This window comes from Kosakonia sp. CCTCC M2018092, assembly GCF_003864115.1.
Classification (GTDB): Bacteria; Pseudomonadota; Gammaproteobacteria; order Enterobacterales; family Enterobacteriaceae; genus Kosakonia; species Kosakonia cowanii.
This window is the reverse complement of sequence record NZ_CP034225.1, coordinates 2,711,990-2,736,202: the sequence shown is the minus strand read 5'-3', so window position 1 is coordinate 2,736,202 and position 24,213 is coordinate 2,711,990. Positions and strand designations below refer to the sequence as shown.

The following is a 24,213-nucleotide window of genomic DNA, read 5'->3' as shown; positions in this document are numbered from 1 at the left end:
ATGGCCTTTTTAAGAGATAAAAAACGTAAAATAGCACCGCCATCATTTATCAATACTGATACAGTAATAAATATTAGCTTGCAGGATAAATCAATAACAGACGGTCATGGTTCGGCAAATTTCGAACGTTTACTTTATAAAAACTGTCCAGTTCTTCCTGTTGCAGGGAGGCGATCTCTTATTCCAATTAATCAACCAGAAATTATCGATGCAGACAGACAATTGCTTGTAGTACGCATTTGTAATGCAATACACAGCCTAGATGCAACCGACCGAACTAAAGTGAATGTTTTTAATGAAACCGTCCGTTTTTTAAAAATGACAGATGAACAAAACATTAAAAATGTTTTCTGCATTGACACAATATCAATGTATATAAAAAGCCTCGTTAGCTTATATCATAAGGGAAGTAAAGGGAAAACGTTGTCTGGCCGTCAAAATTCCCTTAAAGCTTTATTAAAAGCTTTGGATTATGAGCTTTTCAAACAATGTAAGGATAGTTTTTTTTCTTTTCCATCAGATACACAGGCAACTCTTCCCTATACTGACAATGAAATTAAAGATTTATTATCAGCCTTGAAATTCATATACAATTGTTATTCGATGCATATCGAAAATGATACTAAACCAAAAGCTTTTCCTCTTTATGAGTTAAAAGATCTGCAAGGTAATTATCAATATAAAAATAAAACATCCTCAGAAAGAACAGTATCATATCGTAATAGTGATACTGTATGGGTAACTGACTTGGTTCGAGTGGCATATTTTATCACTTGTTTCTATACTGGAGCAAATTCAGCATCATTATTAAAGTTAAAGTTGTCAGATTTTACCGAAGAACTATTTAAAAATATTAATAGAAAAGTATTTAAATTAAGAACAAAAAAAGGAAGGCAATCAGGGCGCGTGAATGAAATTGATGTTGGATTTACTAAGGAAGCTAGATCTTTCTTTGAAAGTTGGATGTATATTAGCAAAAAAATAAATAATGATGAAGATGGGTTTTTGTTCCCAAATCCAACAATTAATAATAAATCATATATGACTGATACTGGCATGGGTATTTTAAATAAAACCTTAGTTGATCTTGGGCTACCTGCTTTGAGTAGTCAGCGCTTTAGAAAAACGAAAGCTTCATTAATTATGAGGGCAACTGAGAGTGTATTCTTTGTTTCCCAAGGGCTCAATAATTCTGTCGAAACGGTAGCAAAACATTATGCAGATGGTAACCCGGTCACTACAGAGTTTTCACTGGCTTCCGCACTTTATATAAGAGAGCAGACTGCCTTGGGGAAACCATTAGATAAGGTTATCGTTGAGCATGCATTCCTGTTCCACGACCCGCTTAAAGAGAGCGAAGTAAGCAAAGAATTCAAAAAGCTGACCAATGGCTTAAGATGCGGTGGAGCTTTTAAGGATAAAGCCATAAAAGTAAAAGAAGCTCTGGTCAAAAATGGTCTGGCCAAAAATCATGATGTGGTGGCTTGTCATAAATTTCTTGAGTGTTTTGGATGTAGGCATCACGCAATTATTGCCGAGATTGATGATATCTGGCTTTTGCTCTCATTTAACGATGTAATTCTGGAATCATTCGCAAGACCAGCGATTAATTCCCGCCCGTCAAATTTACTGAGTAAGGTAAGTAATACTATTCAGGTCATTATAGAACGAATGAAAAGGGAGCATGCTGCGGTGTATAGCCAAGCTTATGATAAATACCTAAATGGAGTGCATCCCCTTTGGCAGGATACAAATGATCTGGAATTGATGCTGGGTGTTTACTGATGAAAGAACTTCTTAAATTTATTGATAGTAATAATACTTTTGATGATCTGATCGTTTCTTTTGACACGGAAGGTCATCCATATAGCTACTATGGCTCTGATAATTGGCATTTCTGGACATTAGGCTTTAACGTTTCTTTCTCTAGGTTATCTGGTTCATTCAGGTCGACAGTAAAATACCTAGTTCACAAAGTCATATCAAATGATAGCTTAAATTCAAAAAAAAGTGCCATAAAAAATATTATTGAGGGTGCTGTTATTTTTGAAAAATGCATCACAAGTTGTAATGGCGTATCATATGATTTTATTGATGATGATGAGTGTTATAGACGACTGTTAGTTGAGGCCAAAAGTAAGCGATTGAAATTTAAGACATGGAAAAATAATCTTATTTTTTTATCGCATTTGTTTAATGAAAAAGTCATCACCAGAGAGATAAGGAATTACGAAGAGTTAGCATTGTATTTATCTGTGAGTGGTACATCGGTCTCACAAGCAGTATGTATTCCAGAATCTATTGCATCTGCATACTATGGTGAGGCTCTACGAATTGTTGATGCTTATTATCCATATAGAAATGAAATATCTTCATGCTATAATGATTATATTACTGAGTATTTCGAATCATCAAAACGCTATAAGTCTAATATTTCTGCAAGAAAATACGCTCTTAAGAATATTAAACAGTTGCCAGAAAACTTTGACATTCAATTCGACTATAGTGGCTCATGGTTATCTTGGCTGCGTGGTGCCTGTTACACCGTTATTGCGGCATTTACTGGTTGTCGAGATGGTGAGTTAAAGTCTTTCAGGATAGATTCTTATCAAGAGAAAATATATGGAAAAATGACAATTCCTGTCGTACATGGTGTTGATACCAAGCCTAATATAGGCGGGGTCGCTCGTCATACTTCATGGGTGACGATACCGAGTGTTCAAAAGGCCATATTACTGCTTTGGAGTGCATTTAACTTTGCGCGTGAAAAATGGAGAGAAAAAGCGGCCACAATTGTACATTCTGATGAAAGAAAGGCTTTGCTTAAAAAAGTAGACAGTTTGTTTATTACACTTCCCTATATGCACGGGCATCGTCCCGAGGCTGGAAGGCAATCACTGGCTCACTCGCTCAACACCTTCATTAAATCCGTTGGCTATCATGCTACAAAAGTTGATGTCGAAGAGTTCGACTTATTAAATCCTTCCAGAAAAGGTGAGCTTAAAATAGGGCAGATGCTGAAAGTCCATCCTCATGCATTCCGCCGAACCTTTGCTGTTTATCTAGTGCGTAATAAGCTGGCATCTTTGTTGGATATTAAATATCAGTTTAAGCATATGAATATGACTATGACATCTTGGTACGCAAATCAAGCCAATATCGCTTCTTTTACTGATATGATGATTGATAAAGAGCTCCAGGATGAGATTGCGGGTGAAAACCAGAACTATATGACAGATGTTTTTTATCATATTTATAATGAGGCTGAAAATTTAGGAGGGAATGAAGGGAAAAGAATTAAAAACCTTCGAGCTGAGGGGCACGCGCGTATTTACTTAAATCGAGAAGAGATTCGTAAGCAAATTCAGGATGGACAGCTTTCTCTTGTGGAGCATCCTGGAGGGTATTGCACGAATCCAAATTGTGATCGTATTTGTGATATGACGACTTGTCAGTACAAGATTGTTACAAAAGACAAGGCTAAATCATTTATCCCGATTAGAGAAAAATTAATCATAAAACATAATGTGCTTATTGCAGCTGGCCTGGATATGCCGAATATCATCTCGAAAATATTTTACGAAATCAGAGCGATTGAACAAGTTTTATCCGAGCATCATCTTGAGTATGTTGCTTTCAATAAAAAGGACACTTATTTATGAATAATGAAGAAACGCTCTCTGAGCGAGGTAAATTAACTATAATAAGACTTGAGCAGGCTCTTGAACGTTTACTAAACGGCGTTCCGGAACTGACTCCCCACGATGGGAGAGTAAATCTGAGCCGTATCAATCAGGAAGCGGGTCTAAGTTCGGGAGGGATCTACTATTATGATGAATTTGTTCAGAAAGCTAAAAGAGCTATTCATGAAAGAAAAATCGACCACGCTGTGTCCACTGTTGCTTCAGGTAAAGCCTCGGTGGATAAAATGCGCGCACAAAGAGATAGGGAGCGCGAGATAAAAGAACGTTATAAGTCGCAAAGAGATGATATCAAAGCCTTCTGTGATAAGATTATTGCTAAAAATGCCCAGTTAGAATTCTCTTTGTTCGAAGCATTCGATAAGATCGATGCCTTGGAAAGGGAAGTATCAGCACTCAAGATTCTTGATATCAATAGCAGGAGAAGTCAGTGATTTTGTACATAGCTGAAAAACCAAGCGTGGGCAGGGCGGTCGCTGATGTTCTGCCTAAACCGCATCAAAAGGGTGACGGGTTTATTAGAACCGCCAACGGTGATGTGGTGACTTGGTGTATTGGCCATTTACTCGAGCAGGCCGAGCCTGATGTCTATAATCCTGAATTCAAAAAATGGCGTAGGGAACACCTACCTATTGTGCCTGTGGAGTGGAAACACTCGGTAAAGCCCGCCACGCAGAAGCAATTTAACGTTATAAAAAAACTGATTAACGAAGCCGATGTTTTGGTCAATATGGGCGACCCCGATAGGGTCGGTCAAATCCTAGTTGATGAGATTATTAATTATTGTGGTGTCCCAAAAGAGAAACGGGAAGCGGCTAAGCGTTGCTTAATCAATGATATGAACGCTGACGCTATCCAAAGGGCGTTAAATGACTTGCGCAGAAATATTGACTTTATTCCTTTAGCTACTTCAGCCCTAGCAAGGGCGCGTGCTGACTGGCTGTATGGCATCAATATGACCCGTTTATGCACACTGCGAGGGCAGTCATCGGGTTACAATGGTGTTCTCTCTGTAGGGCGTGTACAGACTCCGGTGCTTGGTCTGGTAGTTAATCGTGACTTAGAGATAGAGAATTTTGTCTCCAAACCCTTCTACGATGTGTTCATCGTTCTCAAGACTGATAAAGAACAAATATATACGGCAAAATGGAAACCTAGTGTCGCCTGTGAACCCTATATGGATGAAGAGGGGCGACTTGTACTGAAAAAGCTGGCTGAAACCGTTTTGAAGAAGGTCATAGGCCAGCCAGGAACTGTGGTTGCGGTAACGGAAGAGCGGGCGAAGCAAGCCCCGCCATTGCCCTATAACCTGTCCGCGCTGCAAATCGATGCTTCCAGACGTTTTAATCTCAATGCCCAGAAGACTCTAGATGTTTGTCAGCAGCTCTATGAAAAGCATAAGCTGATCACCTACCCTCGTTCAGATTGTCGTTATCTACCCACTGGACACTTTGGTGATACTCATGGGGTCACTCAAGCAATCGCTAAAACAATCCCAGGACTGGCACTAGCAGTGGGTATTGCTGATTTCTCCCTCAAGTCCAAGGCGTGGAATGATGAAAAGGTCAGCGCGCACCATGCCATTGTCCCCACTAGTCGCGGGATAGATACCAGTCGCCTGTCATTAGAGGAGCAGAACGTTTATGAACTAGTGGCGAGACAATATCTGATGCAGTTCTATCCGCCTTTTCAATATCAGGAAAAGCAGATTGATACCGAAGTCGGTGGCGGGTTGTTTATCAGCAGGCAGAAAGAGGTTGTGGATAAAGGCTGGAAGGCACTATTACCGGAGCGGAAAACATCATCTGATGATCCCGAGTTTTCAGCCGTAAGGTTGCCAGATGTTATCAAAGGGGAGGAGGTACTCTGTGTTGATGGCAAACTCGATGAAAAACAGACCTCACCGCCACGCCACTTTACCGATGCTTCTTTGTTATCAGCTATGACGGGCATTGCCAGATACGTGACCGACAGAACGATTAAAAAGGTACTTAGAGAGACCGATGGCCTCGGAACAGAAGCAACCCGAGCAGGCATCATTGAGTTGTTGTTCAAGCGCGACTATCTGACCAAAAAAGGCAAAGAAATCCATGCTACGGATATTGGCCGACGATTGATTCTGTCCCTGCCAGAAGCCATGACCAAACCAGATATGACTGCACACTGGGAGTCACAACTAGAAGCTATTTCCGAAAAAAAATTAAGGTATGGTCAGTTTATGCAACCCATGATAGATGGGCTGCATATATTCATTAATCAGGTCGATAAAATCCGTTTTGATGGACTCAGAGGCTTGGGAAGTTCCTCATATAAAAAGCCATATTCTAAAAATGTACACAAACGGAGCCAATGACAGGTTAGATTCTAGTAAGTCAAAGTCAAAAAGAGGCCACTTGCTTGGCCTCCTTCTCTTAAAGGGATAGCAACTGATTAACTGCACGTAATTTTCCATTCAGTTTCTGGGCTCTTTCTGTTGTGTCTATCTGTAACTTATTGATTTTATACTTTTTTTGAGGGATTTTTTTTATCAGTTCTTGATACGCTTCAAGTTCGTAATGAATTAGAGACAACTCTTTTTCTAAGGTTTTTTTTTCACGATAAAGCATAGACTTAGCATCATTAACTTCATGTAATTTTTGATGGTTTATGAGCGATGTAGAGAACACGTAAGTTGTGTGTTTTCGGCTCCTAGTTGATATTACCAAGCCTTGCTTTTTTAACTCACAAACACCTCGGTCAACAAGCCCTGCTGCTTGCTTCTCGGATAACTCTAAGCTGTTAATTGCATTATTTATCAATGTTTTACGTGATATTGTCTCACAAGTAGCTTTACTTAATATTCTACGGAACTTTTTACTACGCCGAAATGAAGTCTTGTGATTCATATCTGTAGAAACTCGAAATCATAAACTTAGGATTGCTAAGTATACAGGAGTAAGCGAAACTTAGACAATCTATGCATCCGAGAAACAATATGATGAAAATACTTTGCAGAATAATCCCTTCCCAGAACGACTTAGGCTGGCTAGAAAAAAAGTTGGCCTGTCTCAAAAAGACTTGGGGATCAGAGTTGGTATGGATGAAAGCTCGGCTAGCGGGCGTATGAATCATTATGAGAAAGGACGTCATTTGCCCGATGTGGACATGCTAAAAAAGATAGCAAGTGAACTTGGCGTACCCTTGAGCTACTTTTTTTGCGAAGATGAATTGAGTGCCGAACTCGTATGTCTTTTCGAAAATCTCGATGAAAGCACAAAGTTAAGTTTGATTTCTACATTGCGTAAAAAGGTTAGTACTGGTTATAAAGAATAACGTGATTGTTTGACCTGCCCCCAGTATTAGATACAAAGATCAGTTAGTAATAATCAGGAATAACCAGCTTCAGGTTGGTTGCTTATTCTGGCAACTGGCAGATTTTTCGGCGAATTCGGATGCGATCATCCAGCCCAATGCAGAATGTGGGCGACTCTCATAATAGTGTTTGCGCCAGTCCTCGATTTTGCACCGTGCATCCTCCAGAGACATGAACCAGTTCTCGTTCAGGCATTCCTGTCGCAGCCTCCCATTGAACGATTCCACTCTGGAATTGTCCGTCGGTATTCCCGGTCGAGAGAAATCGATACGGATCCCGCGTTCATATACCCATTTATCAAGCTTTTTTCCCGCAAATTCAAAGCCGTTAACGGTTTCCAGCTATTGTGGTAAGGGACGTCTGAGCGCAATGGTGTTCAGTATATCTGTGACTTCAGTTGAGCGCAGATTCTGGCCCGCGCAGATCCCTGGACATTCGCGTGTGTAGAGATCTATGGCTGTCAGCAGACGTAACCGACGCCCATCAAATAAGGCGTCAGAAACAAAGTCCATGCCCCAGACATGATTCTTATACATCCCCTGAGGTTGGAGCTGTCGGCGCTGTGCCGGTTTAATTCCGGCGTGGGCGTTTGAGACGCAGGGACAGCCCATGCTCGCTGTAGAGTCGGTAAATACGTTTATGATTATCCCGCCAGCCCGCCAGCCCGCCAGCCCGCCAGCCCTCCCGCCTGAGCATGACGTGAACCCTGTGGCAGCCATAGTGGACCCGGGTTTCGGTGATCTCACTGATACGGAGGCGTAGCGCACTGGCGTCTGTTGCCACAGAACGGTAGCGGGAAGAGCTGCGGCTGACCCGTAGCGCAAAACAGACCTGCCTCTCACTGGCTCTGTAGCGTGCCTGCAGGCCTTGGTCCCATTCGCTCAGACGCGCCAGCGTTAGCTCTTTTTTGTCAGCACATCCTGCAGCATGGCCTTGTCGAGGCTCAGATCGGCAGCCAGCTTCTTCAACCTGCGTTTCTCTTCCTCAAGCTGCCGCATGTGTTTAGCTCTGAAGGAGAGAGCACGCCGTATTTTTTTCGTCAGCTGTAAAACGTGGCGTCGGAGATGCCCAGCTTGCGGCAGACTTCGGGCACGGACGACCCCAGTTCAGCCTGCTTCAGAGCAAAGACAATCTACTCTTCGATGAATCGTGATTTTTTCATCGGCGCAACCTTCGCTCGGGGGAGTTATCATCATTACGGAATTATTTTTCTAAATGGAGCAGAATTTCGGGTCAGGTAAGGCTGGTTATTGCAAGGGCATCAAGTCGGCCAACATAAGAAGTTATGTTTAATTTTGCTAGTTAAGTCTTATTCTAAAAAAAAGCTGTACTAACGAAGATAACCTTACCTATAGACATTAAATGTTAAGTATTTTAATATTTAGTTGCATTTTTATGGCGGTAGCGCATTCATATAGTTTAGCTATGTTATTATTAACATATATATAATAATCCCTTTATGGTATCCCTTGTGTTTTGTTGAAAACTTATAACCCTTTTTGAAAAAGAGAAAGTCATGAGAAAAATAAGAATTCATAATCCTAGGAACAGAACTAAAAAAACACATGAAGTCGTAGCTTCTGTATTGAAGCCATTACAGAAAGAAAAGATTGATGCATTTTTTTATTTCTTAGCAAGATCGACAGATAAGGAATATGAAAGCTCATTAGATGTGATATTGAGAGATGAAGGTGTATTTGGTTTTCTCAATCAGTCAAAAATGCCTAGTGGGGAAATAATAACAAAAGATACAATAAGGCAAAACGATTTTAAGCATAATCGTCTAATTATGCTCTTTAGGTCAGTTTTGTTGAGAGAGTCTGCTAAATTGAATGAAATTAACAAAATTCGCTTCAATTTGGAAGATTTATTTATAAAGGGGAAGTTTGAGGAAGTTTGTTCAAAGTTAGATGAAGTGAATAATTTAATTGGTCTTTCTTTATGGGAAATGCACTGCAGGATAGCTGTATTAACTGCTAAAAATGAATTTAATCTTATTGAAGATTTAGTCGAAAAATGGAAAACAAAGAAAATATCAGAAACACTTTATGAAGTTATAAGGGTATGTGGGTGGAAATCACATAGCATTGAAGCAAGCATAGCTATAGAAACAATGGTAAGAAGATCTAGTAAGGAGTACATTGAAGGTGGCGCTTTAGACATAGCTGCTTTTTATTCTGTAATGTGTTTACAATATCCTCTCTATGATGATGTTGATTTAGGTTATTCTTCATATTGGCTACAGAAGCTTCCTTTAATTGATCTGTATGACGCTCTGCAAAAAATAATTATATATGGTTTTGGAAAGGGGGAGATGACAGAACATGATGTAGTAAACTCCCTGACCATTTTTGAAGATATCAGTAAAAAAATAGACTCTGAAACATTAAAAAAACTTATATCAAGGCTGAAAGGAATAGAATTAGATAATACTGAAATAGAAATAGACAAAGAAGTGTGCGAATATACTGCTGGTCAATACTCTGCAATACTGGATAGGGTAGAAGAAAATATTGGCTCTGTAAAAAATATTATTACTAAAGTAAACTTGATAGCTAAGTCATATATATATACATCACGCAAACCTAAATCTCTTCCACCTTTGTTATATGATATAATCAACAACCTAATCTCTATTTATTCCTTAAAGGACTCCAATCAGGCAATTTTGCAACTTGTTAATATATCAATAATTTATTCAAATTTTGAGATATCTGATCATATACTCATTAGTATTATGAAGTCAGCGCCTTTTTTCTTGGATGAAAAAATAAAAAACAAAGTTATTAATAAAACTAATTTTTTTCATACTAAATTGACGCCGCTTGCATGCAATTTGGAATCCCCACCATCTTTATATATTGATGGTTCCTTAACGCAAATGGATTCAATAAGAAAATTAAAACGTGATGCTATTGTGGCAATAGCTAACTCTGATTCCAGTGCCATTAAATTCATTGAGGCATATGAATACGCTTCAAAAATCCGCAAAGATTCTATCGAATTGAGGGTTGAGTATTATCTTAAAAATAATGATTTCATGAGCCTAATTTCTTTCTCTAGCGATGAGTTGATTAAAAACATCAATTCAAATATTTGCTTGCCACTTGAAAAAATTGTAAGTTTTATAAACTCTAAAAAAATATACTCTTTAGATTCTGTTATTTGTGCTTATTATTATAATTTATATAGCAAAGAAGATAAAAGCGAAGTTATAAATGAGTTTTTTGAAGAATATATAATAGAAAGAGGTATCGATAGACCCAGCGAGTTGTTAAAAAGTGATTTGGATAGAAAGGAAGTTAAGTTTCTCTATGAAATTGCAAAAGTAGATGTGATGGACTATTTAGGTTGTTTTGATGATGATAACGACCTTAAGATTGAAAGAATAAAAATATTGAATAAGCTTGTATCACAAGGATACTTAAATCAATCTGAAATTGATAAGGAGTGTAAATATATTGTCGATGGCATACTTATTGATAGTGAAGCAGCTAGATTCAATAATGCAAAAATATTTGTTGATACAAAACATATTTATGATAAGAGGAAGCAGGATATAGAAGTTCTAGTATCTAAGTATTACAGCGATAGTGAAGTGGAAATTTCTGATGAAGATTTAATGTATCAGATTGAGGATATGACAGTTATAAAAGGGGACAAAAACACTATAATAGTTAGAATAATAAATACACTGTTGGTCGATTATTTTAACAATAAAGAAGTTGGTCTCGACATTAACTTAAGCTCTGAGATTCGACATGGTTTCTTTGGGAATTTAATTTGTTCATCTCCTCAAAGTAAACACCTAATTACAGAGCTGGATGAAAGTGGGAACTATAAGTCAAATGCGTATTGGCTTAAGTATTATCATATGATTAATGACAATATCCTCAACGATGTCGATAATGTTTTAATCAAGTTCAGCTCTGATTTCAATAAGTTGATTGATGTAGCAGAAAACTGGATGAAAACTTCTTTAAATGGAGACGATGCAGATAGAGTGTTTTTCTTTGAAATTTCTTTAATAGACTTTGCTTGTGTGAAATCAATGCTCGATAGCAATTGCTCAGTGGAGCAGATAGCTTTTGACATATTCAAGATGTTCAATAATAAGCTTGATGAATGCTTGGATTCAATGAAGAGTAAATTGAACTTGATATTTGCAGCTCGTATAGATGATCTTTATTCAGATTTATTAGAGTCGATAAGCCATGCTAGAAGAGGCACATCTATGAGTAATCTTTTGGAAGAGATAAGGATCTCAAACACAGAGGTGAAAGAGCATATTCGTACCGTTTGCGAATGGTTTTCATTAAAGAAAAGTACTCACTTAAATAGCATTGAACTTGAGAAGTTGGTTCACTTGGCAATCAAGTGTTTTCAACAGATAAATAATTGCGAAATTAATGTTGAAATTAAGAAAGCTTCGAGTCACTACATTCCCGGAACTCATTTATATGTTCTTGTATTGTGTCTAATAAACTTTCTTAATAATAGTTATAAGTTTTCCAAAGAAAACTTTGCCGTTAAAATTGAAATTTCTGGCAATGAAAGTGGATGTTTTAAAATTTCCATATCGAATGAAATGTCAGAGCGTGCGCTAGAGCTTATAAACAATGGTCATTATGAAAACATAAGATTAAAACTCATAAATATGAATGACAACGATCTTCTTTTGAATAATGGAGGATCCGGGTTATATAAATGTCTTCATGCATTGAAGAACGTTTCTAAATTATATAACATACAGCCCAGCCATACTGCAGGATCATTTAAAGTTGAGGTGTCGTATGGATATTAATATATTAATTGTGGAGGATAATGAATTTAAAAGAAAAAGAATTGTAGAAGTTATTCAGACTGAACTGGAAGATATCAGGTTATCAGAGTGTTATTCATTCACATCAGCTTGGAAAATGATTACTAAAGAAAATTACGATTTAATCTTGTTTGATATGAGTTTGCCGACATTCGATAAAAGCACTAGCAATTCTGGAGGGGATTTTCGTGTTTTTGGTGGGAAAGAACTTGCTCGAAAGATGAGTAAAAGAAATAAAAAGTCTAAATTCATATTCATAACGCAGTATAAAAATTTTAGTGATAATATTAATTCATACTCATATGAAACTTTAAAAGACGAGCTTCTAAAGCAATACTCCGAAGATTGTTTGGGTTTTGTTTTATATAGCAACACTAAAAGTGAATGGAGAGAGGAACTCATTGGTTCAATTCAAGGACTCAGAAAATGAAAGTATTAATTGTTGATGATAATATAACTCGCCAATTAGAAATAAAAAATTTGCTCGCTACAAATTTCGGCTTGTCAGATAACGAAATTTATTGTGCAAAGAATACACAAACGGCAAAGGGGTATTTAAGAAATGTATGTTTCGACTTTCTAATACTTGACGTCGTGCTTCCAAAAAGAGATGAATCTCCAAGGGCACATTTTGGCTTGCAATTATTAAATGATATTAAAAGTAGGCCAGCAATAAAAAAACCAGGTAAAATCGTAGGGATTACAGCACATTTCGATGATATTGAACTATTTCGAAGACAGTTTGATGAACATTGCGAAGTACTTATCGAGGCATCAATACGCAACAAAGCATGGAAAGGTTCATTACTCAAAGCAGTAGAATTTGAATCAACAAGAAAGGTTTCGAACTATACTAGTGGAAAGGATATAATCTGTATTACTGTCCACGGTATCAGGACCTATGGGGCATGGCAAGAAAGGCTTAAAAAGGTTGTTGAATCTAAGGTTGATACGGTTGAATTTCAATCTTATAAATACGGCTACTTTACTGTTATATCATTTTTCATTCCATTTCTAAGGACTTTGAAATTAAAGCATTTTGCTGGACAATTGAAAGATATAAGGGACCGCAGCCCTGAAAATAAAGAAATGATGTTTTTTTCCCATAGCTTCGGAACGTACATTGTTGTCAAAGCTATAAATGATTTTTTACTTAAAAAGAATGAAGATATTAATGTTAGTCTCATTGTTCTTTCTGGTACCGTTTTGCCATCGACTTTTAATTTTAAGCTTATATTAGATAAAACAAATGCCAGAATTGTCAACGATTGTGGCTCTGATGATAGTGTTTTATTTTTGTCACAGGCTTTAGTACCAAATACGGGCATGGCAGGAAGAGTTGGTTTTTATGGTCTAAACAATAATAGATTTGTAAATCGTTTTTTTCGGGGTGGTCACAGCCATTATTTTGAAACAGATAACTTCATGGAAAAACACTGGCTTCCTTTGATTGGAAACCCTTCCTCCATTGAATTTGTGGATAACAGAAAAAAAGAATCAATGTCAAATGTTGTTATAGAGAAAAGCATATCACTATTAGGAAAAGTTAAAGAGATCGTTTATGTCACGGGACTGATAAGTTTAGCTTATGTGTTTTTTTTGCTTTAATATCTTCTTTTTCAATAGGTTGTAAAATTTTTGATGTGTTTATAAATGACTATGAGAAAAAATATCATTCCAATATTTATAATTTAGTTTTTTCTCAAGAAAAACTTGTAACAGTAATGATGAAGGGCAACTGCTGGTCGATGAGGTGATTGACTACCTGCAACTGCCGGCGGAAAAGCGCCAGCATGTGCAGCGCTGCCTGATTAACGATCTCAACCCGCAGGCGGTGGAGAGAGCGATTGGGCGGCTGCGTGCTAACAGCGAGTTTATCCCGCTCTGCGTCTCCGCGCTGGCCCGCGCCCGCGCAGACTGGCTTTACGGCATTAATATGACCCGCGCCTATACGCTTTTAGGCCGCAACGCCGGGTATCAGGGGGTGCTCTCCGTTGGGCGCGTCCAGACGCCGGTGCTGGGGCTGGTGGTGCGGCGCGATGAAGAGATTGAAAACTTCGTTTCGAAAGATTTTTTTGAAGTGAAAGCGCACATTGTGACGCCCGCCGGGGAGCGGTTTACCGCCCTCTGGCAGCCGAGCGATTCCTGTGAGCCTTACCAGGATGAAGAGGGGCGTCTACTCCATCGCGCGCTGGCGGAGCACGTGGTTAACCGCATCAGCGGTCAACCGGCGATGGTCACCGCCTATAACGATAAACGGGAATCAGAACTGGCACCGCTGCCGTTCTCCCTCTCATCACTGCAGATTGAGGCGGCGAAGCGTTTTGGCCTGAGCGCGCAGAACGTGCTCGATATCTGCCAGAAGCTGTATGAAACCCACAAATTAATTACCTATCCGCGCTCCGACAGCCGCTATCTGCCGGAGGAGCACTTCGCCGGTCGCCATGCGGTGCTGAACGCGATTGGTGTGCATGCCGCCGATCTGCTGCCGCAGCCGGTGGTTAACCCCGATACGCGCAACCGCTGCTGGGATGATAAAAAGGTGGATGCTCACCACGCCATCATTCCGACCGCGCGCAGCTCGAAGGTAAGCCTCAGCGATAACGAAGCCAAAGTCTACAACCTGATTGCGCGGCAATATCTGATGCAGTTCTGCCCGGATGCGGTGTTCCGCAAGTGCCAGATCGATCTCGATATCGCCAACGGCAAGTTTATCGCCAAAGCGCGTTTCCTTGCGGAAGCGGGGTGGCGGACGCTGCTTGGCGCGAAAGAGCGTGATGAAGATGATGACGGCACGCCGCTGCCGGTGGTCGCAAAGGGCGATGAGCTGTTATGTGAGAAGGGCGAAGTGGTGGCGCGCCAGACGCAGCCGCCGCGCCATTTTACCGATGCGACGCTGCTCTCTGCGATGACCGGTATTGCGCGCTTTGTGCAGGATAAGGATCTGAAAAAGATCCTGCGCGCCACCGATGGATTAGGCACAGAAGCGACGCGCGCGGGCATTATCGAACTGCTGTTTAAGCGCGGCTTTCTGGTGAAGAAAGGGCGCTATATTCACTCCTCCGACGCAGGAAGGGCATTGATTCACTCGCTGCCGGAGATGGCGGCGCGGCCGGATATGACCGCGCACTGGGAGTCGGTGCTGACACAGATCAGCGAAAAAGAGTGCCGTTACCAGGACTTTATGCAGCCGCTGGTCGGCACGCTGCATGAGCTGATCCACCAGGCGCGCAGCACCCCTGTACGACAGTTCCGCGGCCTGGTGGCACCCGGCGGCGATAAGAAAAAATCCTTCGCCAAAGGAAAGAGTAAGAAACGCCCGCCCGCGGCGGAAGCACCTGCCTCGTAATTCCGTCATCAATGCCCGATGGCGCTGTGCTTATCGGGCCTACAAAACCGCGCTTATCGGGCTTACGGTTTTGTAGGCCGGATAAGGCGATACGCCGCCATCCGGCAATCCGCACCGTGCCTGAAACCCTGCCTGATGGCGCTGCGCTTATCAGGCCTACAACAGCATGCCGATCCGTAGGCCGGATAAGGCGATACGCCGCCATCCGGCAATCCGCACCGTGTCTGAAACCCTGCCTGATGGCGCTACGCTTATCAGGCCTACAACAGCGTACCGATCCGTAGGCCGGATAAGGCGTTTATACCGCCATCCGGCAATGCGCACCGTGCCTGAACCCCTGCCTGATGGCGCTGCGCTTATCAGGCCTACAACAGCATGACAGCCCGTAGGCCGGATAAGGCGTTTACGCCGCCATCCGGCAGTGCGCTGCGGTTAAATCACGCCCTGGGCGATCATCGCGTCGGCGACTTTAACAAAGCCCGCGATATTCGCGCCGCGCACGTAATGCGTCTGCTTCTCTTCGCCGCCGTACTCCACGCAGGCCTGGTGAATATCCAGCATGATGTGCTGCAAACGGGCATCCACCTCTTCAGCTTTCCAGCTGATGCGGCCCGCATTCTGCGCCATCTCAAGGCCCGATGTCGCCACGCCGCCAGCATTCGCCGCTTTGCCCGGGGCAAACAGCACGCTCGCGTCGAGGAACAGATCCGTCGCTTCGATGGTGGTCGGCATATTGGCCCCTTCGGCCACCGCTTTGACGCCGTTGGCGATAAGCGTCTGTGCGGCCTCAACGTCCAGTTCATTCTGCGTGGCGCAGGGCAGCGCGATATCGACCGGCACCGACCACGGCTGTTTCCCTTCCAGATAGGTCAGGCCAAACTCGCGCGCATAATCGGCTACCCGGCCGTCGCGGCTCGCCTTGATCTCACACAGGCGCGCCAGTTTTTCCACCGTGAAGCCCGCTTCGTCAACCACCGTTCCCGCAGAGTCGGAGGCGGTAATCACTCGCGCGCCGAGCGACATCGCTTTCTCAATCGCATACTGGGCAACGTTACCGGAGCCGGAAACCGCCACGCGCATCCCTTCAAAGCCAAGGCCGTGGCGCTCCAGCATCGCCTCGGTGAAGTAGACCAGGCCGTAGCCGGTCGCTTCCGGGCGGATCAGGCTGCCGCCAAACGAGAGGCCTTTTCCGGTAAAGACGCAGGCCGTGTTGTTGGAGAGCTTTTTCATCATCCCGGCCATAAAGCCCACTTCGCGCCCGCCCACGCCGATATCGCCTGCAGGCACGTCGGTATCCGCGCCGAGGTGACGATAAAGTTCGGTGATCAACGCCTGGCAGAAGCGCATCACTTCGCCATCGCTTTTGCCTTTAGGATTGAAATCGCTGCCGCCTTTACCGCCGCCCATCGGGAGCGTGGTGAGGGCATTTTTGAAGGTCTGTTCGAAGCCGAGGAACTTAAGAATCGAGAGGTTCACCGAAGGGTGAAAGCGCATGCCGCCTTTATAGGGGCCGATGGCGGAGCTGAACTGCACGCGCCACGCGCGGTTAACCTGCACCTGGTTGCGATCGTCCACCCAGGCGACGCGGAACTGAATTACGCGCTCCGGCTCAACCAGACGTTCAAGCAGCGAAAGCTGACGGTAGCGCGGGTTGGCTTCGAGAAAGGGCCAGAGGGTGCTCATCACTTCGCGAACGGCCTGGGAGAACTCCGGCTGGTGCGGATCGCGCTGATGAACGGTATCAAGGAATGTTGCAAGAGAGGGGGTCTGATCCATAGATATAAGCGTCTCTTATTGTGTTGATGAGTGTTGTTGTGTTTGCAATGCGCAAAAAACGGGCGCTTTTCGACTATAACACCGGCGCTACGCCACGCCGCAAGGGAAAATCTCGCTCATCAGAGAAATTAAGAACCTGTTTACGGTCATAATGAAAAACGATGAAGGGGGGAACTAAAGTCCCGGGGAATAGATCCGTTATAGTAATTAATGCAGTCAATCAAAAAGGAGAGGCTATGAGCCGATTTACAGGCGTTGCCGCCGCGTTGTTGCTGGTCGCATCGGGCAGCGCGCTCGCGGATCGCTACCCGTCGCCGGGTGTGGAAGTGAATGTCCCGGCTGAAGTATTCAGCAGCGGCGGGCAGACGCAAACGACACAGCCCTGCATGCAGTGCTGCGTCTATGGTAATCAGAATTACAGCGAAGGGTCGGTCATTAAAATGGAAGGCGTGCTGTTGCAGTGCCAGCGCGATGAACGCACGATCTCCACTAATCCGCTGGTCTGGCGTCGCGTAAAACCCTGAACGCCTCCAGCAGGGGGATATCCGCCGGAGCCAGCGCATAGTTGAGCGCCTCGGCGGGTGTCACCCATGCAAGCTGGGCGTGATAATGGCGCGTTGGCTCGCCTGCAAAGGTGCGCACGTGCCAGGCGTGAAGCGTAATCAGCCGCCCGGAAACTTCCCGCTGGTGGCTGGCAACAAAGCACGCCGGAACCGCCTCAATACCCAACTCCTCACGCAGCTCGCGCACCAGCGCCTGCGGCTGTGTTTCACCCGCTTCCACCTTGCCGCCCGCGAACTCCCATAACCCGGGTTGATCCGCGTGCGGTGGGCGCTGCGCCAGCAGAATATGGCCGTCGCGCTCAATGATGGCGGCGACCACGTCGATGCTTTTTAGCGTCTGCGTCATCAGAGTTTGAAGGTCGCCCAGACCGGTGCATGGTCAGAGGGTTTTTCCATGCCGCGGATGTCGTAATCGATGCCGGTCTCAATGCAGCGCTCTGCCAGCGGCTGGCTCGCCATCAGCAGATCGATACGCAGCCCGCGGTTGTCATCAAAGCCTCTTGAGCGGTAGTCAAACCACGAGAAGCGATCCGTGGTGTCCGGGTTGGCTTCGCGGTAGGTATCCACCAGCCCCCAGTTTTTCAGGCGTTCCATCCACTCACGCTCTTCCGGCAGGAAGGAGCATTTGCCGGTACGCAGCCAGCGTTTACGGCTCTCTTCCCCGATGCCGATATCCAGATCCGTCGGGCTGATATTCATATCACCCATAATCAGCACCGGGTTCTCGCGCTTCAGTTCGTTTTCGAGGAAGTGTTGCAAATCCTGGTAGAACTTCTCTTTTGCCGGGAACTTGGTCGGATGGTCGCGGCTTTCACCCTGCGGGAAGTAGCCATTGATAACGGTGATGTTGCCAAGCGGGGAGGGGATCTCCGCCATGATGATGCGGCGCTGTGCCTCTTCGTCGTCGTCCGGGAAGCCGCGACGCACCATTACAGGCGTCTCTTTGGTCAGCAGCGCCACGCCGTAGTGACCCTTCTGGCCGTGATAAAAGACGTTGTAACCCAGACGCGCCACCTCTTCGAGGGGGAACATATCGTCATGGACTTTCGTCTCCTGCAAGCCGATCACATCGGGCTGGTGTTGTTCGACGATTGCCTGAAGCTGGTGGGGTCTGGCGCGCAGGCCGTTGATATTGAACGAGACAAATTTCATAGTCGCAGCCACTTAAGGGAGTGAAAGATGCAGGAATGTTATCAGAGTTTACTTTCAATCACTGCCACTTATTCCGAAGCTCATCGCGCCTGCGCAAAAATCAGGCCAGCTGCCTCTTTTCAGGGCGCGCTGCGCCAAAATGGGGCGTTCTGGCAGAATTAATTTCGAGGACAGTCACAGTTCCAGAATTAAATTTTATAAATGCATAAACTATCGCTAAATCCCGCCCTGGTTGGCCGCAATATCTAAAATTATTCACTTTTTATGCATGATAAGTGAATAGCGGTCGGTTGTAAGTTATTGAAATAACGTTAATGCACCCCTTTTATGCATTTTTCCCTCTGGCTGGCACGAAGCGTGCAATCTACATTAAGGGCGAAAACGTCATTTTTATTAACATTTATTCAACTATTTATTTACCGGTGAGGTCGCTATGTCTCTGTCTGTTACGCGTGAAAATTTCGATCAATGGATGCTGCCGGTCTATGCGCCTGCGCCGTTTATCCCGGTTCGCGGTGAGGGCTCACGTCTGTGGGATCAGCAGGGCACGGAGTATATCGACTTCGCTGGCGGCATTGCGGTTAACGCGCTGGGCCATGCTAACCCGGTGCTGTGCAAAGCGTTAAGCGAGCAGGCGGCGAAGTTCTGGCATACCGGCAATGGCTACACCAACGAACCAGCGCTACGGCTGGCGAAACGGCTGATTGATGCCACCTTCGCCGACCGCGTCTTCTTTTGTAACTCCGGGGCGGAAGCCAACGAAGCGGCGCTAAAACTGGCGCGTAAATACGCCCACGATACCTTCGGCGCGCAGAAGAGCGGCATTGTCGCCTTTAAAAATGCCTTCCACGGTCGCACGCTCTTTACCGTTAGCGCCGGTGGTCAGCCCGCCTATTCGCAGGATTTCGCGCCGCTGCCGCCGCAGATCCAGCATGCCACTTTTAACGATCTCGCTTCTGCCAGCGCCATGATTAACGACGACACCTGCGCGGTTATTGTCGAGCCGATGCAGGGCGAGGGCGGCGTAGTGCCTGCCGATCCGGCCTTTTTACAGGGGCTGCGCGAGATCTGCTCCCGCCACAATGCGCTGCTGATTTTTGATGAGGTACAAACCGGCGTCGGTCGCACCGGGGAACTCTATGCCTATATGCACTATGGCGTGACGCCGGATGTGTTAACCACCGCGAAAGCGCTCGGCGGTGGCTTCCCGATTGGCGCGATGCTCACCACTGAGACCTTCGGCAAAGTGATGAATGTCGGCACTCACGGCACCACCTATGGCGGTAACCCGCTGGCGGGCGCGGTGGCAGGCGCATTGCTTGATACCGTCAACACCCCGCAGATGCTCAACGGCGTCAAACAGCGCCATGAGTGGTTTACCGAACAACTTAACGCCATCAACGCCCGCCATCTGCTGTTCAGCGATATTCGCGGCCTTGGGCTGTTGATCGGCTGCCAGCTGGTGCCCGCCTTTAGCGGTAAAGCGAAGCAGATCTCCCAGCTGGCAGCAGCAGAAGGGGTGATGGTGCTGATTGCCGGTGGCAACGTGCTGCGTTTCGCCCCGGCGCTGAACATCAGCGAAGAGGAGGTGCGCATCGGCCTTGAGCGCTTCGCCCGCGCCTGTGAAAAATTCCTCTCGGAGAGCACAACATGATGGTGATTCGTCCGGTCGCGGCAAGCGATCTCGCAGCCCTGATGAAACTCGCTGGCAAAACCGGCGGCGGTTTAACCTCGCTGCCCGCCGATGAGGCAACCCTGGCGGCGCGTATTGAGCGCGCCCGCCAGACCTGGCAAGGCACGCTGCCGAAGGGTGAGCAGGGCTATGTTTTTGTGCTGGAAGATACGCAGAGCGGCGACGTGGGCGGCATCTGCGCCATTGAGGTCGCCGTCGGGCTAAATGATCCCTGGTACAACTACCGCGTTGGTACCCAGGTGCACGCCTCGAAAGAGCTGAATGTCTACAACGCGCTGCCAACGCTGTTCCTCAGTAACGATCACACCGGCAGTAGCGAGCTCTGCACGCTGTTTCTCGACCCCGCTTGGCGCAAAGCGGGCAACGGCTACCTGCTGTCGAAATCGCGCTTTATGTTTATGGCGGCGTTTCGCGATCGCTTCAATGAGAAAGTGGTTGCCGAGATGCGCGGGATGATTGATGAGCATGGTTACTCCCCCTTCTGGGAGAGCGTTGGTAAGCGCTTCTTCTCGATGGAGTTTAGCCGCGCGGATTATCTCTGCGGCACCGGGCAGAAAGCTTTTATTGCCGAGCTGATGCCGAAACATCCGATCTATACCCACTTCCTCTCAGAAGAGGCGCAGTCGGTGATCGGTCACGTTCATCCGCAGACCGCGCCTGCGCGAGCTGTGCTGGAGAAAGAGGGGTTCCGCTACCGTAACTATGTCGACATTTTTGATGGTGGGCCGACGCTGGAGTGCGATATCGACCGCGTGCGGGCGATCCGCAAAAGCCGGCTGGTGGCAATTGGCGAAGGGCAGCGTGCGCCGGGCGAGTGGCCAGCCTGCATGGTGTCGAATGAGCGCTATGACGATTTTCGCGCGATGCTGATCAACGTCGACCCGCAGACCGAACGGCTGCTGCTGTCGGCGGGCGAAATGGATGCGCTGAAGTGTCAGCCCGGCGATAGCGTCCGGCTGGTGCGCCTGTGTGCGGAAGAGAAGAGTGGTGAGGAGAGAGCGCAATGAGTTTATGGATCAACGGTGAGTGGATAAAGGGCCAGGGCGCACGGCGGGAGAAAACCAACCCGGTGAATCATGAGGTGCTGTGGCAGGGCTTTGATGCGGATAGCGTCCAGGTCGAGGCGGCTTACCAGGCCGCGCGCGCCGCTTTCCCCGCCTGGGCGCGCCAGCCCTTCAGCGCCCGCCAGGCGATCGTGGAGAAATTTGCCGCGCTGCTGGAGAGTAATAAAGAAGAGCTGACAACGATCATCGCCCGCGAAACCGGCAAACCGCGCTGGGAAGCCGCCACCGAAATCACTGCGATGATCAACAAAGCGGCGATCTCGGTGAAGGCGTATCACACGCGCACCGGCGAGCAGCAGACGGAGATGGCGGACGGTGCAGCAACCCTGCGTCATCGCCCGCACGGCGTGCTGGCGGTATTTGGCCCCTATAACTTCCCCGGTCACTTACCCAACGGGCATATTATCCCGGCACTGCTGGCGGGCAATACGCTGCTGTTTAAACCGAGCGAGCTGACGCCGTGGATCGGCGAGGCGGTGGTGAAACTGTGGCAGCAGGCGGGCTTACCGGCTGGTGTGCTCAACTTGTTGCAGGGCGGGCGTGAGACCGGCCAGGCGCTGAGCGCGCTACCGGGGCTGGACGGGCTGTTGTTTACCGGCAGTGCTAACACTGGCTATCAGCTGCATCGCCAACTGGCGGGTCAGCCGGAGAAGATCCTCGCGCTGGAGATGGGCGGCAATAACCCGTTGATTGTTGAAGATCCGGACGATATTGATGCCGCGGTGCATCTGGCGATCCAGTCCGCCTTTGTGACCGCTGGTCAGCGCTGCACCTGCGCGCGGCGGCTGCTGGTGAAACGCTCGGCAGCGGGCGACGCCTTCCTGAAAAGGCTGGTGGAGGTTGCCAGCAAGCTGATACCGGCTGCCTGGGACGCCGAGCCGCAGCCCTTTTTCGGCGGGCTGATCTCACCCCAGGCGGCGGAGCAGGTCTATCACGCCTGGCAGGAGCATGAAGCGCGCGGCGGCAAAACGTTACTGGCTCCGCGTCTGCTGGCGGCGGGCACCTCTCTGCTGACGCCGGGCATTATTGAGATGACCGCGGTGGGCAACGTGCCTGATGAAGAGGTGTTTGGCCCGCTGCTCTGCGTCTGGCGCTATGACGACTTCGACGATGCGATTACGCTTGCGAACAACACGCGTTATGGCCTGGCCTGCGGCCTGATTTCGCCGCAGCGGGAGAAGTTCGATCGCCTGCTGCTGGAGGCGCGCGCCGGGATCGTTAACTGGAACAAGCCGTTAACGGGTGCGGCGAGCACTGCGCCGTTCGGCGGCGTTGGCGCGTCCGGCAACCATCGTGCCAGCGCCTGGTATGCGGCGGATTACTGCGCCTGGCCGATGGCGAGCCTTGAGACGGAGGATCTCTCTCTGCCGCAGAGCCTCAGCCCGGGGCTTAGCCATTTGCGTGAGGAGCAGCCATGAGCGCGCGTGAAGTAAACTTTGATGGCCTGGTCGGGCTGACGCACCACTACGCGGGCTTATCCTTTGGTAATGAAGCCTCGACCAAACACCGTTTTCAGCGCTCCAACCCGAAGCTGGCGGCGAAGCAGGGGCTTTTGAAGATGAAAGCGCTGGCGGACGCCGGCTTTCCGCAGGCGGTTATTCCGCCTCACGAGCGGCCGAACGTTGCTGCGTTACGCCAGTTAGGCTTTCGCGGCAGCGATGAGCAGGTCGTTGAAAAAGCGGCAACACAGGCGCCGGAACTGCTCTCCGCTGCCAGTTCGGCCTCGGCGATGTGGGTGGCGAATGCCGCCACCGTCTGCCCGTCGGCGGACGCTGAGGATGGCAAAGTTCACCTGACGGTGGCGAACCTTAACAACAAGTTCCACCGCTCAATCGAAGCGCCGACTACTGAAGCGCTGCTGCGGGCAATTTTCCGCGATCCGCACACCTTCAGCGTGCATGGCGCATTGCCGCAGGTGGCGCGTTTTGGCGATGAAGGCGCTGCCAACCATAACCGTTTCGGCGGCGAGTATGGCGATGCGGGCGTGCAGCTCTTTGTTTATGGCCGCGAAGAGGGCAATGAACTGGCTCCCGGACGTTATCCGGCACGCCAGACGCTGGAGGCAAGCCAGGCGGTGGCCCGCACAAACCAGGTGCGCGCGCATCAGGTGGTCTATGCTCAGCAAAACCCGGAGGTTATCGATCTGGGCGTATTCCATAATGATGTGATTGCGGTCTCCAACCGCCAGTTGCTCTTCTGCCACGAGCAGGCGTTTGCCGGGCAGCCTCAGCTGCTGGCTACGCTTGCGGCAAAAGTGCCGGGCTTTATGGCGATCGAAGTGCCGCAACAGGCGGTATCGGTCACAGACGCGGTGGCAACTTACCTGTTTAATAGTCAATTACTGAGCCATGATGATGGCCGCATGACGCTGGTGTTACCGCAGGAGTCGCAGGAGCATGCAGGCGTCTGGCGTTACCTCAATGACCTGCTGGCGCAGGATAACCCGATTAGCGCCCTTCAGGTCTTCGATCTGCGCGAAAGTATGGCGAACGGCGGCGGGCCAGCCTGTCTGCGTTTGCGGGTGGTGTTGAGCGAGGTGGAACAGCGGGCGGTAAACCCGGCGGTGATGATGAACGATACGCTGTTTGCCGCGCTTAATGCGTGGGTAGACAAATACTATCGCGACCGTCTTACGCAGGCCGATCTGGCCGATCCGCAGCTGCTGCGCGAAGGGCGTGAAGCGCTGGATCGTCTCACTCAACTGTTGGATCTCGGGTCGGTTTATCCTTTTCAGCGTTAAG

The 24,213-nt window shown here is 47.1% G+C and carries 17 protein-coding genes and 2 pseudogenes; 14 read left to right on the top strand and 5 right to left on the bottom strand.

Going from position 1 to position 24,213, the window contains the following annotated elements:
* Genes EH164_RS13025 through EH164_RS13010 form a run of 4 tightly spaced genes read left to right on the top strand, consistent with a single transcriptional unit; the run spans position 1 to position 6,054 of the window.
* A complete protein-coding gene (locus tag EH164_RS13025; RefSeq protein ID WP_124968517.1) occupies positions 1-1,785 on the top strand; it encodes a site-specific integrase in 1,785 nt (594 codons plus the stop codon).
* Positions 1,785-3,662, top strand: coding sequence for a site-specific integrase (locus EH164_RS13020; RefSeq protein WP_124968516.1), 1,878 nt, complete (start codon positions 1,785-1,787; stop codon positions 3,660-3,662). The genes EH164_RS13025 and EH164_RS13020 overlap by 1 nt, the downstream gene beginning before the upstream one ends.
* Positions 3,659-4,135, top strand: coding sequence for a hypothetical protein (locus EH164_RS13015; protein ID WP_124968515.1), 477 nt, complete (start codon positions 3,659-3,661; stop codon positions 4,133-4,135). The genes EH164_RS13020 and EH164_RS13015 overlap by 4 nt, the downstream gene beginning before the upstream one ends.
* On the top strand, positions 4,132-6,054 hold the full coding sequence (locus EH164_RS13010) for a DNA topoisomerase III (protein ID WP_124968514.1): 1,923 nt from the start codon (positions 4,132-4,134) through the stop codon (positions 6,052-6,054). The genes EH164_RS13015 and EH164_RS13010 overlap by 4 nt, the downstream gene beginning before the upstream one ends.
* Before the next feature lie 58 nt (positions 6,055-6,112).
* On the opposite strand, the gene EH164_RS13005 is transcribed toward EH164_RS13010, so the two are convergent.
* Complete coding sequence (locus EH164_RS13005) at positions 6,113-6,586, bottom strand: hypothetical protein (RefSeq protein WP_124968513.1); 474 nt, start codon at positions 6,584-6,586, stop codon at positions 6,113-6,115.
* A 103-nt stretch (positions 6,587-6,689) separates the two neighbouring features.
* Here EH164_RS13005 and EH164_RS13000 point away from each other — a divergent pair, with 103 nt between their 5' ends.
* Positions 6,690-7,013 carry a helix-turn-helix domain-containing protein gene (locus EH164_RS13000; protein WP_124968512.1) on the top strand — a complete coding sequence of 108 codons (324 nt, stop codon included), beginning with the start codon at positions 6,690-6,692 and terminating at the stop codon, positions 7,011-7,013.
* Positions 7,014-7,082: 69 nt separating this feature from the next.
* Here EH164_RS13000 and EH164_RS12995 read toward each other — a convergent pair.
* Positions 7,083-8,185 (bottom strand): annotated as a pseudogene (locus EH164_RS12995) (IS3 family transposase).
* A gap of 384 nt (positions 8,186-8,569) precedes the next feature.
* Here EH164_RS12995 and EH164_RS12990 point away from each other — a divergent pair.
* The 4 genes and pseudogenes from EH164_RS12990 to EH164_RS12975 all read left to right on the top strand — a co-directional run.
* Entirely contained in the window at positions 8,570-11,857 is a 3,288-nt protein-coding gene (locus EH164_RS12990) for a hypothetical protein (RefSeq protein WP_124968511.1), read from the top strand.
* Positions 11,847-12,305 (top strand): response regulator, encoded by a 459-nt coding sequence (locus EH164_RS12985; protein WP_124968510.1) that lies wholly within the window; start codon positions 11,847-11,849, stop codon positions 12,303-12,305. Before EH164_RS12990 ends, EH164_RS12985 begins: the two co-directional genes overlap by 11 nt.
* The gene (locus tag EH164_RS12980) at positions 12,302-13,483 is read left to right on the top strand and encodes a response regulator (RefSeq protein ID WP_124968509.1); all 1,182 of its coding nucleotides are present in this window, start codon (positions 12,302-12,304) and stop codon (positions 13,481-13,483) included. The genes EH164_RS12985 and EH164_RS12980 overlap by 4 nt, the downstream gene beginning before the upstream one ends.
* 121 nt (positions 13,484-13,604) lie before the next feature.
* A pseudogene (locus tag EH164_RS12975) lies at positions 13,605-15,224 on the top strand (DNA topoisomerase III); the annotation flags it as partial.
* A 432-nt stretch (positions 15,225-15,656) separates the two neighbouring features.
* On the opposite strand, the gene gdhA reads toward EH164_RS12975, so the two are convergent.
* Positions 15,657-17,000, bottom strand: coding sequence for an NADP-specific glutamate dehydrogenase (gene gdhA / locus EH164_RS12965; RefSeq protein ID WP_124968507.1), 1,344 nt, complete (start codon positions 16,998-17,000; stop codon positions 15,657-15,659).
* A 236-nt stretch (positions 17,001-17,236) separates the two neighbouring features.
* Between gdhA and EH164_RS12960 the strand changes: the two genes are divergently transcribed.
* Positions 17,237-17,524, top strand: a complete 288-nt coding sequence (locus EH164_RS12960; protein WP_023481322.1) for a DUF1496 domain-containing protein — start codon at positions 17,237-17,239, stop codon at positions 17,522-17,524.
* On the opposite strand, the gene EH164_RS12955 is transcribed toward EH164_RS12960, so the two are convergent.
* Together EH164_RS12955 and xthA are read right to left on the bottom strand one after the other, a co-directional pair.
* Positions 17,490-17,909, bottom strand: a complete 420-nt coding sequence (locus EH164_RS12955; RefSeq protein WP_124968506.1) for a pyrimidine (deoxy)nucleoside triphosphate diphosphatase — start codon at positions 17,907-17,909, stop codon at positions 17,490-17,492. The genes EH164_RS12960 and EH164_RS12955 overlap by 35 nt on opposite strands.
* On the bottom strand, positions 17,909-18,715 hold the full coding sequence (gene xthA, locus EH164_RS12950) for an exodeoxyribonuclease III (RefSeq protein WP_124968505.1): 807 nt from the start codon (positions 18,713-18,715) through the stop codon (positions 17,909-17,911). Before xthA ends, EH164_RS12955 begins: the two co-directional genes overlap by 1 nt.
* Positions 18,716-19,148: 433 nt before the next feature.
* Between xthA and EH164_RS12945 the strand changes: the two genes are divergently transcribed.
* From EH164_RS12945 to astB, 4 genes are read left to right on the top strand one after another with little or no spacing between them, the layout of a single operon-like run.
* Positions 19,149-20,369: an aspartate aminotransferase family protein gene (locus tag EH164_RS12945; protein WP_124968504.1), complete on the top strand. Its 1,221-nt coding sequence runs from the start codon at positions 19,149-19,151 to the stop codon at positions 20,367-20,369.
* The gene (gene astA, locus EH164_RS12940; RefSeq protein WP_124968503.1) at positions 20,366-21,415 is read left to right on the top strand and encodes an arginine N-succinyltransferase; all 1,050 of its coding nucleotides are present in this window, start codon (positions 20,366-20,368) and stop codon (positions 21,413-21,415) included. The genes EH164_RS12945 and astA overlap by 4 nt, the downstream gene beginning before the upstream one ends.
* Entirely contained in the window at positions 21,412-22,890 is a 1,479-nt protein-coding gene (astD, locus tag EH164_RS12935; protein WP_124968502.1) for a succinylglutamate-semialdehyde dehydrogenase, read from the top strand. The genes astA and astD overlap by 4 nt, the downstream gene beginning before the upstream one ends.
* Positions 22,887-24,212, top strand: a complete 1,326-nt coding sequence (astB, locus tag EH164_RS12930) for an N-succinylarginine dihydrolase (RefSeq protein WP_124968501.1) — start codon at positions 22,887-22,889, stop codon at positions 24,210-24,212. The genes astD and astB overlap by 4 nt, the downstream gene beginning before the upstream one ends.
* The last annotated feature ends 1 nt before the right edge of the window (position 24,213 follow it).

Coding starts and splice junctions, on each gene's coding strand:
- EH164_RS12990 (WP_124968511.1), top strand. CDS start 8,570: ATGAGAAAAATAAGAATTCATAATCCTAGGAACAGAACTAAAAAAACA.
- gdhA (WP_124968507.1), bottom strand. CDS start 17,000: ATGGATCAGACCCCCTCTCTTGCAACATTCCTTGATACCGTTCATCAG.
- EH164_RS13015 (WP_124968515.1), top strand. CDS start 3,659: ATGAATAATGAAGAAACGCTCTCTGAGCGAGGTAAATTAACTATAATA.
- astA (WP_124968503.1), top strand. CDS start 20,366: ATGATGGTGATTCGTCCGGTCGCGGCAAGCGATCTCGCAGCCCTGATG.
- xthA (WP_124968505.1), bottom strand. CDS start 18,715: ATGAAATTTGTCTCGTTCAATATCAACGGCCTGCGCGCCAGACCCCAC.
- astD (WP_124968502.1), top strand. CDS start 21,412: ATGAGTTTATGGATCAACGGTGAGTGGATAAAGGGCCAGGGCGCACGG.
- EH164_RS12945 (WP_124968504.1), top strand. CDS start 19,149: ATGTCTCTGTCTGTTACGCGTGAAAATTTCGATCAATGGATGCTGCCG.
- EH164_RS12955 (WP_124968506.1), bottom strand. CDS start 17,909: ATGACGCAGACGCTAAAAAGCATCGACGTGGTCGCCGCCATCATTGAG.
- EH164_RS12985 (WP_124968510.1), top strand. CDS start 11,847: ATGGATATTAATATATTAATTGTGGAGGATAATGAATTTAAAAGAAAA.
- EH164_RS12980 (WP_124968509.1), top strand. CDS start 12,302: ATGAAAGTATTAATTGTTGATGATAATATAACTCGCCAATTAGAAATA.
- EH164_RS13005 (WP_124968513.1), bottom strand. CDS start 6,586: ATGAATCACAAGACTTCATTTCGGCGTAGTAAAAAGTTCCGTAGAATA.
- EH164_RS12960 (WP_023481322.1), top strand. CDS start 17,237: ATGAGCCGATTTACAGGCGTTGCCGCCGCGTTGTTGCTGGTCGCATCG.
- EH164_RS13020 (WP_124968516.1), top strand. CDS start 1,785: ATGAAAGAACTTCTTAAATTTATTGATAGTAATAATACTTTTGATGAT.
- EH164_RS13025 (WP_124968517.1), top strand. CDS start 1: ATGGCCTTTTTAAGAGATAAAAAACGTAAAATAGCACCGCCATCATTT.
- astB (WP_124968501.1), top strand. CDS start 22,887: ATGAGCGCGCGTGAAGTAAACTTTGATGGCCTGGTCGGGCTGACGCAC.